Below are 18,279 nucleotides of genomic sequence, written 5' to 3'. Positions count from 1 at the left end.
CAGTTTTTTGTACAGACTAGGAAAAGCCCTATTAAAGACCACGGATTTACATTGTTCACCTTCATTATAAGCCGAACTTTCTTTTCTGTCATGAGTTAGCAGGCTAAGCCTGCTTAGAGTTTTTTGTGAATTGCCATAAATTGGAAACAATGCTACATCATGTTTTCAGAAAATTGTTAACTTAGCTGTCTGTCTGGTCAAAATTATGGTAAAATGGAATGGATTAGAAAACGGTTGAAGGAGAATATTATGTCAATTGATCAATTAAGAGATGTTAGACTGATCACAGCACTTATTACGCCTTTCCACGAAGATGGCTCTATCAATTACGATGCTCTTCCAGGCTTGATTGAGCACCTTTTGGCTCACCATACAGAAGCCCTTCTATTGGCAGGAACAACGGCTGAAAGTCCAACACTCACTCACGACGAAGAGTTGGAACTCTTTGCAGAGGTTCAAAAAATTGTCAATGGTCGTGTACCACTAATTGCTGGTGTCGGGACCAATGATACACGTGACTCCATTGAGTTTGCTAAAGAAGTTGCTAAATTTGGTGGTTTCGCAGCAGGTTTGGCTATCGTACCTTACTACAACAAGCCATCACAAGAGGGAATGTACCAACATTTCAAAGCTATTGCGGATGCTTCTGAATTGCCAATTATCATCTACAACATCCCTGGTCGTGTTGTTGTCGAAATGGCTCCAGATACTATGCTTCGTTTAGCTGAACATCCAAATATTATCGGTGTCAAAGAATGTACTAGCCTTGCCAATATGGCCTACCTTATCGAACATAAACCGAAAGACTTCTTGGTTTATACCGGTGAAGATGGTGATGCCTTCCATGCGATGAACCTTGGTGCTAATGGAGTTATCTCAGTAGCTTCTCATACAAATGGTGATGAAATGCATGCCATGCTCGAGGCTATTGAAAATAACGATATCAAGACTGCTGCAGCCATCCAACGCAAATTCATTCCGAAAGTTAATGCTCTCTTCTCAGTATCAAGTCCTGCTCCTGTCAAAGCGGTCCTCAACCATCTTGGTTTCGAAGTTGGTCCACTTCGTTTACCATTGGTAGCATGTACTCCTGAAGAAACTAAGCGTATTATCAAGGTTGTCCTTGAGGAAGATATTGAAACAACACGTAAAACGGTTACAGGTGTCGTTCGTCCAGACTATTAAGAAAGTGGAGTTGAGTATCGTGCTCAACTCTTTTAGTTTAGTGGGACCAAGCAAACAAAATCAGTAGATATGTCTCCTAAAAGCAGTTTTCCATCGTGAAAATCTGCTTTTTTTTGATATAATCATAGTTAGTATGCTTTAAAAAGAAAGGATGTCCTATGAATCAACTTGAACAAAAACTTGAGCAGGATTTTGGTATTGTTTTTAGCCAAAAAGACCTCTTAGAAACGGCATTTACCCACACCTCATATGCCAATGAGCACCGCCTCCTAAACATTTCACATAATGAACGTTTGGAATTTTTAGGAGACGCGGCTCTGCAATTAGTCATTTCCGTTTACCTTTACAATCGCTACCCTAACAAGCCAGAAGGGGAGATGTCTAAGATGCGTAGTACCATTGTTCGTGAAGAGAGTCTGGCTGGCTTTACGAAAGCTTGTGGCTTTGAGCAGTTTATTCGTCTTGGTAAGGGTGAGGAAAAATCTGGTGGTCGTGAACGTGCCACTATTCTCGGTGACCTTTGGGAGGCCTTTCTCGGTGCCCTTTATTTGGACCAAGGATTACCTGCTGTTGAAAAATTCTTGAATAAAGTGATGATTCCTAAAGTCGAAGAAGGCAACTTTGACCGAGTAACGGATTACAAGACGGAACTCCAGGAACGTCTTCAAGTCAATGGTACGGTTGATATTACCTATACCGTTATTGAAGAATCTGGGCCTGCTCATGCTAAGGAATTTACCATGCAGGTAGCTGTTGATGGTAAAGAACTCAGTACAGGTCTCGGAAAATCGAAGAAATTAGCTGAACAGGCGGCTGCCAAGGCCGCCCTTGAACAACTAGGAAATTAAGCATGTATTTGAAATCAATTGAAATGCAGGGCTTTAAATCCTTTGCGGACAAGACGCAGGTCGTCTTTGACAAGGGAGTAACAGCCGTTGTAGGTCCAAATGGATCAGGAAAATCAAATATTACAGAGAGCTTGCGTTGGGCTTTGGGAGAATCATCTGCCAAGAGTTTGCGTGGTGGCAAGATGCCTGACGTTATTTTTGCTGGTACAGAAGTTCGTAAGGCCCTCAACTATGCCGAGGTAGCAGTTACACTTGATAACAGTGATGGCTTTATCGCTGATGCTGGTGAATCTATTCGTGTGGAGCGTCATATTTATCGAAATGGTGACAATGATTACTTGATTGACGGTCGTAAGGTTCGTCTGCGTGATATTCATGACCTTTTCATGGATACTGGTCTTGGACGTGATTCTTTTTCCATTATTTCTCAAGGTCGGGTTGAGGCTATTTTCAATGCCAAGCCAGAGGAACGCCGTGCTATTTTCGAAGAGGCTGCTGGTGTTCTCAAATATAAGACACGCAAGAAAGAGACTGAAAGTAAGCTCAATCAAACTCAGGGTAATCTTGATCGTTTGGAAGACATTATCTTTGAGCTGGTTGGTCAGGTTAAGCCACTTGAAAAACAAGCAGCGACAGCTAAACGTTACTTGGAATTAGATAAAGAGCGTAAACAGACTCAACTTAATCTTTTGGTACACGATATTGAAGTTGGCAAATCAGACTTAACCAAAGCGCAAAAAGACTTGGCAGAAGTCAAAGAAAAATTAGCCAGCTATTATGAAGAACGGCATCGTTTAGAGACTGAGAACCAAGAGCTTAAGCAAAAACGCCATCAAATTTCATATCAAATTTCTTCTGACCAACAAACCTTAGTGGATGTCACACGTCTCATTAGCGACTTTGAGCGTCAAATTGATCTTTATACTATGGAAAGTCAGCAGCGTTCTGAGAAGAAGGAAGAGACTGAAGCTCGCCTTAGTGAGTTAGAAAGTTTAAAAGAAGAAGCAGAAACTTCTCTTGATAGCGTCAACAAACGTCAAATTGAATTAACTCGTGAGCTGGAAACCATTGCCCAAAATCTGACTTCTATTCAAACGGAGTTAGAGCAATTTTCGGAAGATCCAGATACGCTTATTGAACGTTTGCGTGAGGACTATGTTAGTCTTATGCAGGAGGAAGCCAAAGTTTCCAATAGTTTGACTCAGGTGAATCATGACATGGACAGCCAGTCCCAAGCACTGGAGGCTCAAGCTGAAGAATATAAGCAGGCTCAAGCTGATTTGCTTTCCGCTCAGGAAGTTGCCAGCGAGGCCCAAAAAGCTTATCAAGCAGCTCAAGCAAGTCTTCAAGGCCTCTTAGCTACCTACAAAGAAAAGGCTCAGTCTTATCAAACTATCGACAAGGATTACCAAGAGGCCCAAAAGAAAATGTTTGACCTCATGGATTATCTTAAAAGCAAAGACGCTCGTCGTCAAAGTCTAGAATCTATCCAGAAAAATCATTCTAATTTCTATGCAGGGGTGAAGGCTGTCCTTCAAAATGCCCAATCCATTCAGGGGATTATTGGAGCTGTTAGTGAACACCTGACCTTTGATACTAACTATCAAACGGCGCTTGAAATAGCCCTAGGTGCGAGTGGCCAAAATATTATTGTCGAGGATGAAGCTGCTGCTAAGCGTTCGATTGACTATTTAAAACGCAATCGTCAGGGGCGTGCAACCTTCTTGCCTTTAACGACCATTAAACCACGTCAACTTAATGGACAGTTTGCTCAAAGTCTTGCGAGTGCACCTGGTTTTATTGGAATGGCTTCCGATTTGGTTACCTATGAGGAACGCTTGTCCAATATTTTCCAAAACCTCTTAGGAGTAACGGCAATCTTTGATACCATCGACAATGCCAACAAGGCTGCTCGAGCTGTACGTTTCCAAGTGCGCATGGTGACACTTGACGGCTCTGAAATCCGGCCTGGTGGTGCTTTTGCTGGTGGTGCCAATAAACAAAATAACAATCTCTTTATCAAGCCAGAACTGGATGCATTGACTGCTGAAATCAGTCAGATTAAGGCTCAATTAAGCGACAGTGAATCCAAAGTTGAAGACCTTAAGACCAAACGTAAGGGGCTCCAAAAAGACTTAGAGAATCTCAAGTCAGAGGGGGAAAACGCTCGTCTAGAGGAGCAAAAACTGGACTTGGAGCATCAACAAGCTGTGACAGAAGTAGAGAAAAGTCAAGCATTAGTGGACAGCTTCAAACAGGCTGCTCAGGGTTCTGAAGACTCGAATCTTCAAGATAAGGTTGTGCGTCTGAAAGCAGAGTTAACACAAATACAATCAAAACGTGAGGCAATCAACGACCGAATCGAGGCTATCAAGGAAGATAAGGATGCGCTTGGTCAACAAAAACAAGGTCTCTTAGACAAGCAATCTGAACTTCAGCTAAGGGAACGAGACTTACAGGCAGAATTACGCTTTGCCAAGACGGAAACTAATCGACTTCAAGCCGATTTGTCTGAGTTAATGAGGGAATCAGAAAGTCTCTTAGCTCTTCTCAACAACCAAGTTGACCAGAATCAATCTGACCGATTGCCACATTTGCAAGCGCAGCGTGATGAAGCTGTTCAACGTAAGGATGATTTGGAGCAGTCTCTTGTTCGTGCTAAGATTCAAGTACAAGACTATGAAGGTCAGTTGGAAGACTTGGAGGAACGTTTGGCTAAGGCGGGTAATCGTAATGAGGATTTGATTCGTCAACAGACTCGCTTGGAAGAAGGTGAGCGTCAGATTAGCCAATCGCTTCGTAAGTTTGCAACTCAATTGGCTGAAGATTATCAGATGACGCTTGAAGTGGCTAAGGGACAAACGCAAGTTCTTGTAAATGTGGAACAGGTTCGTCAGAACTTACAAGGGCTTGAACGCTCTATTAAGGCTTTGGGACCTGTCAATCTGGATGCTATTGACCAATTTGAAGAAGTCAAGCAACGTTTGGACTTCTTGAACGGTCAGAAAGATGATTTGCTTGAAGCCAAGAGTCTCCTGCTTAGTACCATTAATGATATGGATGAAGAAGTGAAATCACGTTTTAAAGCGACCTTTGAGGCTATCCGTGAGAGCTTTAAACAGACTTTCACTCAGATGTTTGGAGGTGGTTCCGCAGATTTGATTTTGACCTCCGACAACCTTCTGGAAGCTGGTGTAGAGATTTCTGTTCAACCTCCAGGTAAGAAAATTCAATCACTTAACCTTATGTCAGGGGGGGAGAAGGCCTTGTCCGCTCTAGCATTGCTCTTTGCCATCATTCGTGTTAAGACGATTCCATTTGTTATCTTGGATGAAGTAGAAGCAGCCCTTGATGAAGCCAATGTAAAACGTTTCGGTGACTACCTTAATCGCTTTGATAAATCCAGTCAGTTTATCGTGGTTACCCACCGTAAGGGAACCATGTCTGCGGCTGATTCAATTTATGGGGTGACTATGCAGGAATCTGGGGTTTCAAAAATCGTTTCCGTCAAATTGAAAGATCTTGATTTAGACTAAAAATAGATTATATTTTCATGAAAGGTAGTTGATAGTTTTATCACTATCTTTTTTTACAGTCTCAAAAAATTTGCTTAGACTATCATAAAAAAATTAGGTTGGCGCTTTCAAAATAACGCAATCGATTGCGCAAAATAGCATCTCTTAGCCTATGACTAGGATTACAGGATTTATGAGAAAAAGGTTGACTTGTCTTTTCCCTAGGCCATGTTACAATAATAACGGGAATGTCATATGGGGATATGGTGTTTTTCAAAGTTAGTTATAGTGTATGTGTTAAGATTTGAGTTTTCTGGACACATGTTAGACTTCGCATGCACAGGTTAAGAAGTCTTCTTTCGAGCAAAAAATCCAGGCTGGGAAACCTGGATTTTTTCTTTGTCTTTTTGAGTTTATTGGTCATCTTTATCAGCTTGAGATTTGGCTTGTTTGATACGAGCATTTATCAAGCCTTGCACGATAGCCCCAAAAAGTATAGCTTCAAAAATGCCTGATAGCATATTACGGATTGAGAATAATTCTGTAAAATAGTCCTTATGATCAACTAAGAAGTGAACTAGGGGCATGCCTAAGAACATATAAAGGCCAAAGTATAAACCTGACTTAAGGCCCGCATGTTTAAGTTGCTTTTGCTCTTTCTCAGTCAGTTCTTCCTCGTCAATAGCATTAACAGCACTCATCTTAAACTTATAAGTAAGGACACCGCTAACTACCAGAATGATAGTCAAAAGTAAGATAGGATAAATACGGGCCACTAGTTCGGGATACTTAAAGCTAAGAAGAAAGGCAATACAATTACCAAAAAGTAATGTGAAAAAAAGAACTATGAAAGCCAGGTTCCCCATTCGATCAACCTGTTGGCGCTTTTGTTCATCTAAAGGACCGGTGATACCGTAAAAATGTTTAATGAGTTTGTCAGTGAAAGTTTCTTTAATCATGATTTACCTCTTTCTATCTTATATCTCTATTCGGAATTTCCATCCCAAAAGAGACTGTTAAGATCCGTATCTAGAGCTTTAGCTAGATTAAGACAGAGCTCCAGTGTTGGGTTATATTTGTTATTTTCGATCATGTTAATAGTCTGTCGGGAAACGCCAATAGACTTTGCGAGTTCTAATTGCGAAAGCCCCATATTTTTTCTAAATTCCCTGACCTGATTCATAATGGGCCTCCTTCTGAAAGACAAGCTAATGTGTTGCTGTAAGTCACAATTTATTAATTATGTCAACTTTATCTGACATAATTGTAGCAAGTTCCTATAGATATGTCAATTATCTTAGACATAATTGTAATTTGGTATTAACTAAAGGATTCTTTGTCAGCTCTTGAAAGCTTTTTGCTTTTTTGGTAAAATAAATGATAATTGAATAGAAGTCGTAGAGACTAGTAACCTTATGGAAATTGTCAGGGATTGGGGGCCACGGACTGGAAGCCCCCTCAAGGGAAGTTTGGTGAATTCACTCATGAAAACAACGACTGGCGAATCAAGGTCTGGGTAACCGGATAAAAAACGGATGGTACCGCGTGTCAACGCTCCGGGTTGGAGTTTGGCACGTGGTTTTTTGTTTGCGATTCGAAATTGTTATTTAAGAAAGGAATCTCATGGATTTACAAACACAATTGCAAGAGTTGAAGACCTCAACGCAAGCTAAATTGGCTGAAATGCGTGGAGAACACTCTAAGGAATTACAAGAATTGCGTGTGGCAGTTTTAGGTAAAAAAGGGTCTTTGACGGATCTCTTGAAGGGCCTTAAAGACCTTCCAAATGAAGAACGTCCTAAAGTTGGTAAGATGGTCAACGAAGTACGTGACGTTTTGACTGAAGCTTTTGACGAAGCCGCTAAAATTGTTGAAGCCGCTAAAATTCAAGCACAACTTGACTCTGAAAGTCTTGATGTTACCCTTCCAGGGCGCCAAGTCAAACTTGGTAACCGCCATATTCTTAGTCAAACAGCTGAAGAAATTGAAGACATTTTCTTGGGTATGGGCTTCCAAGTCGTTGACGGTTTTGAAGTGGAAACAGATTACTACAACTTTGAACGCATGAACTTGCCTAAAGATCACCCAGCGCGTGATATGCAAGATACCTTCTATATTACGGAAGAAATCTTGATGAGAACTCACACAAGTCCTGTACAAGCTCGTACGCTTGATAAACATGATTTTTCTAAGGGTCCGCTTAAAATGATTTCACCAGGACGTGTTTTCCGTCGTGATACAGATGATGCGACTCACAGTCACCAGTTCCACCAAATCGAAGGATTAGTCGTTGGTAAAAATATTTCAATGGGTGACCTTAAAGGAACACTTGAAATGATTATCCAAAAAATGTTTGGTGCAGAGCGTCAAATCCGTCTGCGTCCTTCTTATTTCCCATTCACTGAACCTTCAGTTGAAGTTGATGTATCATGCTTCAAGTGTGGTGGTAAAGGATGTAACGTATGTAAGAAGATAGGTTGGATTGAGATCCTTGGTGCTGGTATGGTTCACCCACAAGTGCTTGAGATGTCAGGTGTTGATTCTGAAGAATACTCAGGTTTCGCTTTCGGTCTTGGTCAAGAACGTATTGCCATGCTCCGTTATGGAATTAACGATATTCGTGGTTTCTACCAAGGAGACGTTCGATTCTCAGAACAATTTAAATAAGGTTTAGGAGGTTGTCATGACAGTTGCCATTCGTAAGGTTCTTCCAGAAGAAGTAGAAGAATTAAAAGTTATCTCGGAAGATACTTTTAGGGAGACATTTGCTCATGATAATACAGAGTCCCAGTTGCAAGCTTACTTTGACACTGCGCTGTCTGAGGAAGTTCTCCTCAATGAAATCACTCACGAAGAATCACGTTATTTTTTCATTCTCGTTGATGGTGAAAAGGCAGGTTTTCTAAAAACCAATGTAGGGTCTGCTCAAACAGAGCAGCATTTGGACAATGCCTTTGAAATTCAACGTATCTATATCAGTCAGGCTTTTCAAGGTATGGGCTTAGGAAAGAAGCTCTTTGAATTTGCATTGCAGGAAGCCCGTGATCTAGGTTGTGATTGGGTCTGGTTGGGTGTTTGGGAAAGAAATTTCAAAGCACAGATTTTTTACGATAAATATGGCTTTGAAAAATTTGCAGAACACAATTTTCCGGTCGGTGATGGTAAAGTGGACTGCGATTGGTTACTAAAATTGAAATTATAAACCTATTATTAAGTTGATAGAGAGGAGTTTATAAGGCGATTAAACGTGTCAGTTCGTCTTCCTCTTATATTAGCTATACATATTCCTAAATGACAGAAAGGATTTGAATACGACCTCAAAGTTCGAGATTAGTTGTTTTTGAATCTAAATGTTTTTTCCTAATTATAGAGAAAGGATTTGAACCCGCCCTAAGCTCTGGGCAAAAAAGATATAGGCGCCTAGGTGCTGATGCACCAGCGTTGCCTTTCCTATTTTTGCTGAGAGCTCTTAACGGGCTTGGTATCATTATTATGCTAGTTAGTTATAAATGGTTAAAAGAGTTGGTTGATGTGGATGTTACCACTGCCGAACTCGCTGAAAAAATGTCGACGACAGGTATTGAAGTGGAAGGTGTTGAAACACCTGCTGAAGGCTTGTCAAAATTGGTTGTTGGTCATGTCTTGTCATGTGAAGATGTGCCTGAAACCCACTTGCACTTGTGCCAAGTTGATACAGGAGATGCTGAAGGTCCACGTCAAATTGTTTGTGGCGCTCCAAATGTCACTGCTGGAATCAAGGTCATTGTTGCCATTCCTGGTGCTCGTATCGCAGACAACTACAAAATCAAAAAAGGGAAAATTCGTGGCATGGAGTCTCTCGGGATGATCTGTTCTTTGGCTGAACTTGGTCTTCCAGATAGCATTATTCCTAAAGAATTTGCAGATGGTATCCAAGTTTTGCCGGAAGATGCCGTTCCTGGAGATAGCATTTTCCCATATCTCGACCTTGATGACGAAATCATCGAATTGTCAATCACACCTAACCGTGCTGATGCCCTTTCTATGCGTGGTGTTGCTCATGAAGTCGCTGCAATCTATGGTAAATCTGTTCACTTCCCAGAAAAAGCGGTCACTGAAGACAGCAAGCCAGCTTCTGATAAGATTTCAGTAGCTATCGAAAGCGATAAAGTGGCTACTTATGCTAGCCGTGTGGTTGAAAATGTCACTGTCCAAGCAAGTCCACAATGGTTGCAAAATCTTCTCATGAATGCTGGTATCCGTCCAATCAACAACGTGGTGGACGTGACAAACTATGTTCTTCTCTACTTTGGACAACCTATGCACGCCTTCGATTTGGACAAATTTGAAGACTCACGTATCGTTGCTCGTGATGCTCGTGATGGTGAAAAATTGGTCACTCTTGATGGTGAAGAACGTGAATTGACTGCTAAAGATATTGTTATCACAGTAGCTGATAAACCGGTAGCTCTTGCAGGTGTTATGGGTGGCGCTTCAACTGAAATTGACAACAATTCTAAAAACGTTGTTCTCGAAGCTGCTGTTTTTGATGGCAAATCTGTTCGTAAGACAAGCAGCCGTCTTAACCTTCGTTCAGAATCGTCATCACGCTTTGAAAAAGGTGTCAATAACGATACTGTCCTTGAAGCCCTTGATTTTGCAGCAGCTATGTTGCAAGAATTGGCAAATGGTACTGTTCTTGCAGGCCGTGTTCAAGCAGGTTCAGTGGACACAGAACCAGTTCAAGTTTCTACAAGCCTTGACTATGTAAATGTTCGTCTTGGAACTGAATTGACGTTCGCAGATATTGAAGATGTCTTTGCCAAACTTGGCTTTGGTCTTTCAGGTGATGCTGAAAAATTCACAGTATCCGTACCACGTCGCCGTTGGGACATTGCAATCCAAGCTGACTTGGTCGAAGAAATTGCCCGTATTTATGGTTATGAAAAATTGCCTACAACACTCCCAGAAGCAGCAGGTACAGCTGGTGAATTAACGAAAACACAAGCTCTACGCCGTAAGATTCGTACTATTGCTGAAGGAACTGGTCTGACTGAGATTATCTCATATGCTTTGACAACACCTGAAAAAGCTGTTGAATTTGCAGTGACACCAAGTAACTTGACTGAGTTGATGTGGCCAATGACTGTTGATCGCTCAGCTCTCCGTCAAAACATGGTTTCTGGTATGCTTGATACCGTTGCTTACAATGTTAACCGTAAGAATAGCAACGTAGCTATCTACGAAATCGGTAAAGTCTTTGAGCAAAAAGGTAATCCAAAAGAAGATTTGCCAAATGAAATCAATACCTTCGCCTTTGCCATTTCTGGTCTTGTTGCGGAAAAAGATTTCCAAACCAAAGCAACGCCAGTTGATTTCTTCTATGCCAAGGGTATTGTAGAAGCTCTCTTTGATAAGCTTGACCTTACTGTTGACTATGTAGCGACAAAAGACCTAGCAAGTATGCACCCAGGTCGCACTGCGACTATTGTACTTGATGGTCAAACCATTGGTTTCCTTGGTCAAGTCCACCCGCAAACCGCTAAGAACTACGGTATTCCAGAAACTTATGTAGCTGAAATTAATCTCAACGCTGTAGAAGCTGCCTTGCAACCAGATCAACCATTTGTTGAAATCACAAAATTCCCTGCAGTATCACGTGATATCGCCCTTCTTCTCAAGGCAGAAATCACTCATCAAGAAGTTCTTGATGCTATTAACTCTGCAGGAGTAAAACGCTTGGTTGCCGTTAAACTCTTTGACGTTTATGCAGGTGAAAAACTTGGTGCAGGAATGAAATCAATGGCCTATAGCCTTACCTTCCAAAATCCAAATGACAACCTTACAGACGAAGAAGTTGCCAAATACATGGAAAAAATTACTAAAGCTCTCACTGAAAAAGTTAAAGCAGAAGTACGTTAATAGTTAGAAAATCCATCTGAGAAGATGGATTTTTAAGTGATTAGACGATATTACATAAAGGAGATAATTTGTTTTTAGAGTTCTTTGACGGGGTATGGGGACATTACACCTTTGAATCTGATAAAGTCAATATACTTATTGATGGCTTACCCAGTTTTGCTTATCCCTTGGGGCAATTAACATTTTTAGTGTTAGTCTATAGGTTACTTGTTCATCAGTATGTTAAGAAGTTTTTAATCATGTCACCTCAAGATATCTGGGCTTGGCATAAAGAAAAATTTTGTCAAAGTAAATTATCTTTCATTGTCATCCCGATAGTTTATTTGTTTATTTTCGGAATGACCTATGTTTTGGTTGAGGATGTTTTAGCTACCGTCACTATTTACAAAGATTATGGAGGACCCATAGCTAAAACCATTGATGGCAAAGTTGAACAAATAGATATTAGTCATGTTGGCTCAAAAACGAGTAGTGCTAGAATTAATGCTCACTTTGTAAGCTCTGACGGGCAGACTTATGACATTCACCTGATAAACGGTGATAAAAGAATCGCTAATTATATGCGGCACCATGAGTCAGATTCCTATACTGCAACACTTTCCTTTGATAGACATGGCAAGCCACTCTATATTTCTAAATACTGGGAGTAGGCAGTTAGAAAAGGTCTTTCAGTGATTTGCACTTGACAAATATGTAAATTCTCTGCATAATAAAAGAAAAAAACTTGAAAAGAGGGTAGCCATGCAAATTATTAAACGTAATGGTCAAGTTGCTGAATTTGATCCTGATAAAATCTACCAAGCCATCTTAAAAGCAGCCCAGACTGTGTATGTTATTGATGATGCTTGGCGCCAAAACCTAGCTCAAGTAACTCGTAAAGTAGTGCTTGATCTTCAAGACGCCCAAGTGGAACGCCCAACCATTAACATGATTCAGTCATTGGTTGAAAATCGTCTTATGGAAGCTGGTTTTATCAATATTGCTGAACATTACATTTCATATCGCTTACAACGTGATTTGGAGCGTAACGGTTATGGAGACAAGGTGATTGTCCACCTTCGCTTTGAACAGACTAAATAAACAAAAGCCATCGTTTGATGGCTTTTTGTGTGTACTAGTTTTCAGTCTATGGTTTTATGGTTTGCAAAAGTCTTAAAAAAGTTTTCAATTCTTCTTCGTGACCTATTTGCAGATAGGTATCAGATGTAGGGCTAATAAAGGAAGACTCTAAGAAACGCATCTGTGTTTGAGCTTTAAATTTTTCTAAAGAAAGCCCTTTAGGAAGCTGCCAAGTGATATGTCTAGGAGAAATTTGGTAGGGTAAAGTCACATTAGCTCGTTCAATGGTTTCTTGACTTCTAGCCATGGTTTCTTGAAAAAGATCACGCAGTTTTTTTATATTTTTTTGGAACATGCCATTATCTAGGTAGACTGAGAGGGCCTTTTGCATAATAAGATTGGTATCATAGTCAATAAGTCCTTTGTGAGCCAAAAAGGTAGCTCTGAGATTTTGTGGTAGGACAACACTCCCCAAACGTAACCCGGGGAAAAGTGCCATGGAAAATGATTTGATATAAATAATGCGGTCATGGGTATCATAGTAGTGAATCGGAAGATTTTTACTGTCACTAAAATCCCCCATATAGTCATCCTCAACGATATAAACATTATACTGACTGGCTAGTTGAGCCAGCTTTTCCTTTTCTTTGGCGGTATAGCTCAAACCTAGAGGATTGGAATAACGGCTAATGGTATAGAAGAACTTAATTTGGCCAGATTTAAAGTACTTTTCAAGGAGGTCAAGATCTAATCCATCAAATCCACGGTTTATGGTTTCATAGGTCAATTTTTGACGGTTAACCAGTTGGTTCATACGGTGGTAGGTAGGCTGTTCCAAGAGAATTTTATGACCACCATTGCCAAAATCCATCTGTGAGAGGATGTAAAGGGCTTGCTGACTTCCTGAAGTGATGACAATCTGATCCGCATTCACATAAATATCATCAGCTGCTAGTCGATTTTTTAACGCTTCAACCAGTTCTGAAAGTCCAGCTTGCTCATGGTAGTAATTGAAGAGATAGTCTTGATGGCCAGCCAAACTTTCATCTAGGCAAAGGTGAAAATCTTCGTAGGCCAATTGATTATAGTCATTAAGATTGAGAAGGACTTTGTCACTTGTATCGGAGCGTCCCTCAAGAACATAGTAGCCACTTTTGGGGACAGCGTAAATATAGTTTTGATATCTAAGCTCCAAGAGGGCTCTTTGGGCAGTATCCTTACTACAGGAGTAAGTCTGGCTAAGTTGACGAATGGAAGGTAACTTGCTCCCTTTTTCCAAACTACCATTTTGGATATCGTTCTTAATGCTTTCTAAAATATCTTGATAAATACTCATAACTGACCCCTTACAGATTTTTCCTTATTGTACCTTAGATATAGGCTTTAGGCAAGGTTACTGGGGAAATTTGACAAGATTATAAGATTTTGACATAATAAAAAGGCTGTAAGGAAATATTAACTCCTCTTCAAAACAAGTTTAAGGAGATTATAAAAATGACTTTTAAGAAAATTTTAGGCCTTGTCGCTTTGGCCTGTTTGACCATCATTGGCTTGTCGGCTTGTACGACAGAAAAGGAGCCTACATGGACTTACGATAAAAACAAATTGTTATTTACTGGCCAAGATGCTAGTGTACAAGTTCTTTCTGCAAATAAAATCGAATCACCTGAAGGACAAAAGGCTGTCCGTGTACACTATAAACTTAGCAACACAAGTGAAGAAACCATGAATGCCTACACTCTATTGATGAAGGTAGTTCTTGATGTTAAACAAGAAGATAAGGAAGTCAAGGTCGCTACAATGGTCTTTTCTCAAGATGATGACAGAGATAAGATTGCTAATAAGACCAAGATTGCTCCTAAGGAAGTCAAAGAGATTGTGGTTGACTATACCGTTGCTGACTTTGATCATGACTTAACCATTGATTTCTCAGACTATGGTACGGAGGCAAATGCAACGGCTAAGGTATCATTACGAAATCTAGAAAAAGCACCAGTCAAATACTTCGATAAAAAAGATAAATAAAATGAGTCATCACACGCTTGTGTGGTGATTTTTTGATGAATGAAATTCTGTACCCGTACAGTTTCTAAAAAGCCCTCTTGTAAAATCGTCAGAATTTTCATAAACTTGAATTATATTTATTAATCAAGGAGTTTTAGGTATGTCAACAAAACGCTTAACCCTTTCGGCTTTTTTTATGGCACTTGTCATTATTTTGAGCTCGAGTCTCTTATCTATTCCCGTCCCAGGAGGTCATTTCTATTTTAACGGTATCGTTATTTTTTTGGTTGGTTTGATTTTTCCTCCGACGGAAGCTGTCATTATAGCAGGGGTGGGTTCCTTTATTGGTGACTTTCTCTTTTACCCTCTTCCAATGTGGGTGACCTTAGTGACACATAGCCTACAAGTCCTTGCTATTGCACTTATAGTTGGCAGATGTTTAGGTAAATTGTCTAAATCAAGAGCCATTTTAGGTCTTTTGATTGGAGCTCTCATTGATTTGGTAGGTTACGGATTGGGCCGTGCCTTTGTCTATGGTACGCCAGCAGTTGCAATCATGAAACTTCCTTTTGATATTGTGGCAGCCATAATCGGTCTTGGACTAGCCTATTACATTTATTTCCATACGGGCTTTGTTAAACAATTTAAAAAAGTTTGGGAAGGAAACTAGATGACGACTCTTATAGTTGCTAATGATTTGGTTGGTTTGGGCAAGGTTGCCTTAACCAGTAGTCTCCCCATCATGTCGTCCTGTCAGATAGAAGTCCTTCCTTTGCCTACGGTTCTTTTGTCCTCACATACCGGCGAGTTTGAGCATATCTATCTACGAGATCTTAAAGAAGACATGAAAGGTTTTTGCCAACAGTGGGAGCAGTTGGACTTTAAAGTTGATGGCTTGGTTAGTGGTTATTTCAAGTCAAGAGAGGAGCTAGATTTAGTTGCTCAATTGGCTGAAGAGAAGCAAATTCCTTTATTTGTCGATCCCATAATGGGAGATAATGGCCAGCTCTATCAGGGATTTGACAAGACTTATGTGGAAGCTATGAGAAACTTTTGTCAGCAGGCGGATGTGATTATCCCTAATATGACAGAAGCCTCCTTTTTGACTGGGTCCCCATATTTGGAAAGAGACACCTATGATAAAGCTACTATCGAAAAGCTTTTAAGAGATTTAGGCAAACTTGGCCCCAAAAAAGTCTTTTTGACCGGAGTCTCACTAGAGGAAGGAAAAATTGGATTAGCTTATTTTGATAAAGAAAAAGAGCAAACGACCTACCTCATGCGCCCTAGTTATTCGACACATTTTTATGGGAGTGGTGACATCCTAACTGCTATCTTATCGTCAGGGTATTTTCACCACTTGGATTTGCTTGAAGTCTGTAACTTGGCCTTGAATTTCATGGATAGGGTTCTTTTATCGACCATGTCAAGTGGTCGTCCTGTAAAATATGGACTCTGCTTTGAATCCCACATAGGCTATTTATTTAATGGATTTGAAAAATTATTGGAGGAAACAAATGGTAAATAATAAAATTCGTGAATTGGTCGAACTCAGTTTGTATGCAGCTTTAATTATTGTGAGTGTGCAGTTTATTCGTATTCCTTTTGGACCTCAATTTGTCCATTTGGGAAATGCCCTAGTTGTGATTGCTGTTTTGATTTTTGGTTCAAAAAAAGGTGCCCTTGTAGCAACAGTAGGATTAGGACTGTTTGATATTCTCAATGGTTATGCTGCTGAGGTTTGGATAACGATTTTAGAATCTCTGATTGTCTGTTATGTCCTTCATCTCGTTTTTGAGAAAGCCCTCAAGTCAAATGACAAAACGGGCAATATTATCCTCATTGGGGTGATAGCTGCAGTGACGAAAATCATTCTTAATTTTGTCAAATATACGATTATAAACGCTGCTGTTGCATCTCTACCTTTAAAAGCTGCAATGTTGGCTTCAGTGGTTAAGATTGGTGGTACTTTTGGGACATCAGTTGTTACAATCATTGCGGTTCCCCTTTTATATCCTATCTTCAAACGCATTTTGAAAAAAGACTAAAGATTGAGCAGGCTTGTCCTGCTTTTTCTTTGCTTTTTGGATGATTTATGGTCCAAATTTACCTTAAAAATGGTAAAATGGTTAAGTTAATGTCAAGAAAGGAAGGGACTAAATCTTGGTTTAGTCCATAGGTCATATGTCTATTTTAGAAGTCAAAAATCTTAGTCACGGATTTGGTGACCGTGCTATTTTTGAAAATGTCTCTTTTCGTTTGCTTAAAGGAGAACATATTGGTTTAGTTGGTGCTAATGGTGAAGGAAAATCGACCTTCATGTCTATCGTTACTGGGAAATTGCAACCTGATGAAGGTAAGGTGGAATGGTCTAAGTATGTGACAGCGGGTTATTTGGATCAGCATGCTGTCCTTGAGAAGGGAATGACCGTTCGTGATGTTCTTCGGACAGCTTTTGATGAACTCTTTAAAACCGAGGAACGCATCAATGAAATTTACATGTCTATGGCTGAAGAAGGAGCTGACGTTGATGCTCTAATGGAAGAAGTAGGTGAGCTTCAAGATCGCTTGGAAACTCGTGATTTCTATACTCTAGATGCTAAGATAGATGAGGTTGCTCGTGCCCTTGGTGTCATGGATTTTGGTATGGATACAGATGTAACGGACCTTTCAGGTGGTCAACGTACCAAGATTCTCTTGGCTAAGTTATTGCTTGAAAAACCAGATATCTTGCTTCTTGATGAGCCAACCAACTATTTGGATGCAGAACATATTGCCTGGCTTAAACGCTATCTTCAAGAATATGAAAATGCCTTTGTCCTCATTTCTCACGATATTCCATTCTTGAACGACGTGATTAACATTGTCTACCATGTTGAAAATCAAGACTTGGTTCGTTATGCAGGCGATTATGACAATTTCCAATCCGTTTATGCTATGAAAAAAGCTCAATTAGAAGCCGCCTACGAACGCCAGCAAAAGGAAATTGCAGACCTGCAAGATTTTGTTAACCGGAACAAGGCGCGTGTTGCAACTCGAAACATGGCCATGTCTCGTCAGAAGAAATTGGATAAGATGGATATTATCGAGTTGCAGGCAGAGAAACCCAAACCTGAATTTCATTTCAAGGAAAGTCGTACACCTGGTCGCTTTATTTTCCAAACCAAAGATCTCGTTATTGGTTACGACCGTCCTTTGACAAAGGCACCTTTGAACCTTACTTTTGAACGTAATCAAAAGGTAGCTATTGTTGGTGCCAATGGTATTGGTAAGACTACCTTGCTTAAGAGTTTGCTTGGTATCATCCAACCACTTGAAGGGGAAGTTGAGACAGGTGACTTCATTGACCTAGGTTATTTCGAGCAAGAAGTAGAAGGGTCACGTCAGACGCCCCTTGAAGCTGTTTGGGACGCTTTCCCAGCCTTAAATCAAGCTGAGGTTCGTGCGGCTCTAGCAAAATGTGGGTTAACGTCTAAGCATATCGAAAGCCAAATTCAAGTGCTTTCAGGAGGAGAGCAGTCTAAAGTTCGCTTCTGTCTCCTGATGAATCGTGAAAATAATGTCCTTGTTCTGGACGAACCAACCAACCACTTGGATGTTGATGCTAAGGAAGAACTAAAACGCGCTCTTCAAGCTTTCAAAGGTAGTATTCTTATGGTTTGTCACGAACCTGACTTTTATGAAGGTTGGACAGATGTTTGGAATTTCAATGAATTAGTCTAATTAAAATAGAGTGGTGACATCTTCTTCTAGGGAGGTAAGTGTCA

16 protein-coding genes are annotated in these 18,279 nt (G+C 40.3%); 13 read left to right on the top strand and 3 right to left on the bottom strand.

The genetic code is table 11. The features are described 5' to 3' along the window. Positions 1-249 precede the first annotated feature (249 nt). The 3 genes from dapA (at position 250) to smc (ending at position 5,569) form a co-directional block, all read left to right on the top strand. Positions 250-1,185, top strand: a complete 936-nt coding sequence (gene dapA, locus PCY14_RS05295; protein WP_008534885.1) for a 4-hydroxy-tetrahydrodipicolinate synthase — start codon at positions 250-252, stop codon at positions 1,183-1,185. 158 nt (positions 1,186-1,343) lie between these two features. Continuing rightward, on the top strand, positions 1,344-2,033 hold the full coding sequence (gene rnc / locus PCY14_RS05290) for a ribonuclease III (protein WP_002887887.1): 690 nt from the start codon (positions 1,344-1,346) through the stop codon (positions 2,031-2,033). 2 nt (positions 2,034-2,035) lie between these two features. Next, positions 2,036-5,569 (top strand): chromosome segregation protein SMC, encoded by a 3,534-nt coding sequence (gene smc / locus PCY14_RS05285; protein ID WP_293937246.1) that lies wholly within the window; start codon positions 2,036-2,038, stop codon positions 5,567-5,569. A 392-nt stretch (positions 5,570-5,961) separates the two neighbouring features. Here the strand turns inward: smc and PCY14_RS05280 are convergent, their stop codons facing one another. Together PCY14_RS05280 and PCY14_RS05275 are read right to left on the bottom strand one after the other, a co-directional pair. Next, positions 5,962-6,507, bottom strand: coding sequence for a DUF3278 domain-containing protein (locus tag PCY14_RS05280; RefSeq protein ID WP_293937249.1), 546 nt, complete (start codon positions 6,505-6,507; stop codon positions 5,962-5,964). 26 nt (positions 6,508-6,533) lie between these two features. Further along, a complete protein-coding gene (locus PCY14_RS05275) occupies positions 6,534-6,731 on the bottom strand; it encodes a helix-turn-helix transcriptional regulator (protein ID WP_293937252.1) in 198 nt (65 codons plus the stop codon). Positions 6,732-7,171: 440 nt separating this feature from the next. Between PCY14_RS05275 and pheS the strand changes: the two genes are divergently transcribed. From pheS to PCY14_RS05250, 5 genes are all read left to right on the top strand, one after another. After that, complete coding sequence (pheS, locus tag PCY14_RS05270; protein WP_301363231.1) at positions 7,172-8,215, top strand: phenylalanine--tRNA ligase subunit alpha; 1,044 nt, start codon at positions 7,172-7,174, stop codon at positions 8,213-8,215. A gap of 16 nt (positions 8,216-8,231) precedes the next feature. Beyond that, positions 8,232-8,750 carry an N-acetyltransferase gene (locus PCY14_RS05265; RefSeq protein ID WP_293937255.1) on the top strand — a complete coding sequence of 173 codons (519 nt, stop codon included), beginning with the start codon at positions 8,232-8,234 and terminating at the stop codon, positions 8,748-8,750. 290 nt (positions 8,751-9,040) lie between these two features. After that, a complete protein-coding gene (gene pheT / locus PCY14_RS05260; RefSeq protein ID WP_301363230.1) occupies positions 9,041-11,449 on the top strand; it encodes a phenylalanine--tRNA ligase subunit beta in 2,409 nt (802 codons plus the stop codon). Positions 11,450-11,517: 68 nt separating this feature from the next. After that, complete coding sequence (locus tag PCY14_RS05255) at positions 11,518-12,099, top strand: hypothetical protein (protein ID WP_301363229.1); 582 nt, start codon at positions 11,518-11,520, stop codon at positions 12,097-12,099. Between the two features lie 91 nt (positions 12,100-12,190). Next, the gene (locus tag PCY14_RS05250) at positions 12,191-12,529 is read left to right on the top strand and encodes an ATP cone domain-containing protein (RefSeq protein WP_002887879.1); all 339 of its coding nucleotides are present in this window, start codon (positions 12,191-12,193) and stop codon (positions 12,527-12,529) included. 46 nt (positions 12,530-12,575) lie between these two features. Here PCY14_RS05250 and PCY14_RS05245 read toward each other — a convergent pair whose 3' ends face one another. After that, positions 12,576-13,844: a PLP-dependent aminotransferase family protein gene (locus PCY14_RS05245; RefSeq protein ID WP_301363228.1), complete on the bottom strand. Its 1,269-nt coding sequence runs from the start codon at positions 13,842-13,844 to the stop codon at positions 12,576-12,578. A 158-nt stretch (positions 13,845-14,002) separates the two neighbouring features. Between PCY14_RS05245 and PCY14_RS05240 the strand changes: the two genes are divergently transcribed. The 5 genes from PCY14_RS05240 to PCY14_RS05220 all read left to right on the top strand — a co-directional run bounded on the left by PCY14_RS05240 (position 14,003) and on the right by PCY14_RS05220 (position 18,235). Then, positions 14,003-14,533 (top strand): DUF5067 domain-containing protein, encoded by a 531-nt coding sequence (locus PCY14_RS05240; RefSeq protein WP_060933737.1) that lies wholly within the window; start codon positions 14,003-14,005, stop codon positions 14,531-14,533. A gap of 139 nt (positions 14,534-14,672) precedes the next feature. Then, positions 14,673-15,182 carry an ECF transporter S component gene (locus tag PCY14_RS05235; protein WP_060933738.1) on the top strand — a complete coding sequence of 170 codons (510 nt, stop codon included), beginning with the start codon at positions 14,673-14,675 and terminating at the stop codon, positions 15,180-15,182. After that, positions 15,183-16,040, top strand: a complete 858-nt coding sequence (locus PCY14_RS05230; RefSeq protein ID WP_060933739.1) for a pyridoxamine kinase — start codon at positions 15,183-15,185, stop codon at positions 16,038-16,040. Beyond that, positions 16,030-16,560 carry an ECF transporter S component gene (locus PCY14_RS05225; protein WP_060933740.1) on the top strand — a complete coding sequence of 177 codons (531 nt, stop codon included), beginning with the start codon at positions 16,030-16,032 and terminating at the stop codon, positions 16,558-16,560. The genes PCY14_RS05230 and PCY14_RS05225 overlap by 11 nt, the downstream gene beginning before the upstream one ends. A gap of 136 nt (positions 16,561-16,696) precedes the next feature. Continuing rightward, a complete protein-coding gene (locus tag PCY14_RS05220; protein ID WP_060933741.1) occupies positions 16,697-18,235 on the top strand; it encodes an ABC-F family ATP-binding cassette domain-containing protein in 1,539 nt (512 codons plus the stop codon). Positions 18,236-18,279 lie beyond the last annotated feature (44 nt).

Origin of the sequence: Streptococcus sp. SV2, assembly GCF_030440175.1 — a bacterium.
Taxonomy (GTDB): domain Bacteria; phylum Bacillota; class Bacilli; order Lactobacillales; family Streptococcaceae; genus Streptococcus; species Streptococcus raffinosi.
Note: the sequence above shows the minus strand (reverse complement) of the source record. Positions and strands in the feature narration are given on the sequence as shown.

What these genes read in the sequence shown, in the direction of transcription:
- dapA (WP_008534885.1), top strand. Translation starts at nt 250, where the DNA reads ATGTCAATTGATCAATTAAGAGATGTTAGACTGATCACAGCACTTATT.
- rnc (WP_002887887.1), top strand. Translation starts at nt 1,344, where the DNA reads ATGAATCAACTTGAACAAAAACTTGAGCAGGATTTTGGTATTGTTTTT.
- smc (WP_293937246.1), top strand. Translation starts at nt 2,036, where the DNA reads ATGTATTTGAAATCAATTGAAATGCAGGGCTTTAAATCCTTTGCGGAC.
- PCY14_RS05280 (WP_293937249.1), bottom strand. Translation starts at nt 6,507, where the DNA reads ATGATTAAAGAAACTTTCACTGACAAACTCATTAAACATTTTTACGGT.
- PCY14_RS05275 (WP_293937252.1), bottom strand. Translation starts at nt 6,731, where the DNA reads ATGAATCAGGTCAGGGAATTTAGAAAAAATATGGGGCTTTCGCAATTA.
- pheS (WP_301363231.1), top strand. Translation starts at nt 7,172, where the DNA reads ATGGATTTACAAACACAATTGCAAGAGTTGAAGACCTCAACGCAAGCT.
- PCY14_RS05265 (WP_293937255.1), top strand. Translation starts at nt 8,232, where the DNA reads ATGACAGTTGCCATTCGTAAGGTTCTTCCAGAAGAAGTAGAAGAATTA.
- pheT (WP_301363230.1), top strand. Translation starts at nt 9,041, where the DNA reads ATGCTAGTTAGTTATAAATGGTTAAAAGAGTTGGTTGATGTGGATGTT.
- PCY14_RS05250 (WP_002887879.1), top strand. Translation starts at nt 12,191, where the DNA reads ATGCAAATTATTAAACGTAATGGTCAAGTTGCTGAATTTGATCCTGAT.
- PCY14_RS05245 (WP_301363228.1), bottom strand. Translation starts at nt 13,844, where the DNA reads ATGAGTATTTATCAAGATATTTTAGAAAGCATTAAGAACGATATCCAA.
- PCY14_RS05240 (WP_060933737.1), top strand. Translation starts at nt 14,003, where the DNA reads ATGACTTTTAAGAAAATTTTAGGCCTTGTCGCTTTGGCCTGTTTGACC.
- PCY14_RS05235 (WP_060933738.1), top strand. Translation starts at nt 14,673, where the DNA reads ATGTCAACAAAACGCTTAACCCTTTCGGCTTTTTTTATGGCACTTGTC.
- PCY14_RS05230 (WP_060933739.1), top strand. Translation starts at nt 15,183, where the DNA reads ATGACGACTCTTATAGTTGCTAATGATTTGGTTGGTTTGGGCAAGGTT.
- PCY14_RS05225 (WP_060933740.1), top strand. Translation starts at nt 16,030, where the DNA reads ATGGTAAATAATAAAATTCGTGAATTGGTCGAACTCAGTTTGTATGCA.
- PCY14_RS05220 (WP_060933741.1), top strand. Translation starts at nt 16,697, where the DNA reads ATGTCTATTTTAGAAGTCAAAAATCTTAGTCACGGATTTGGTGACCGT.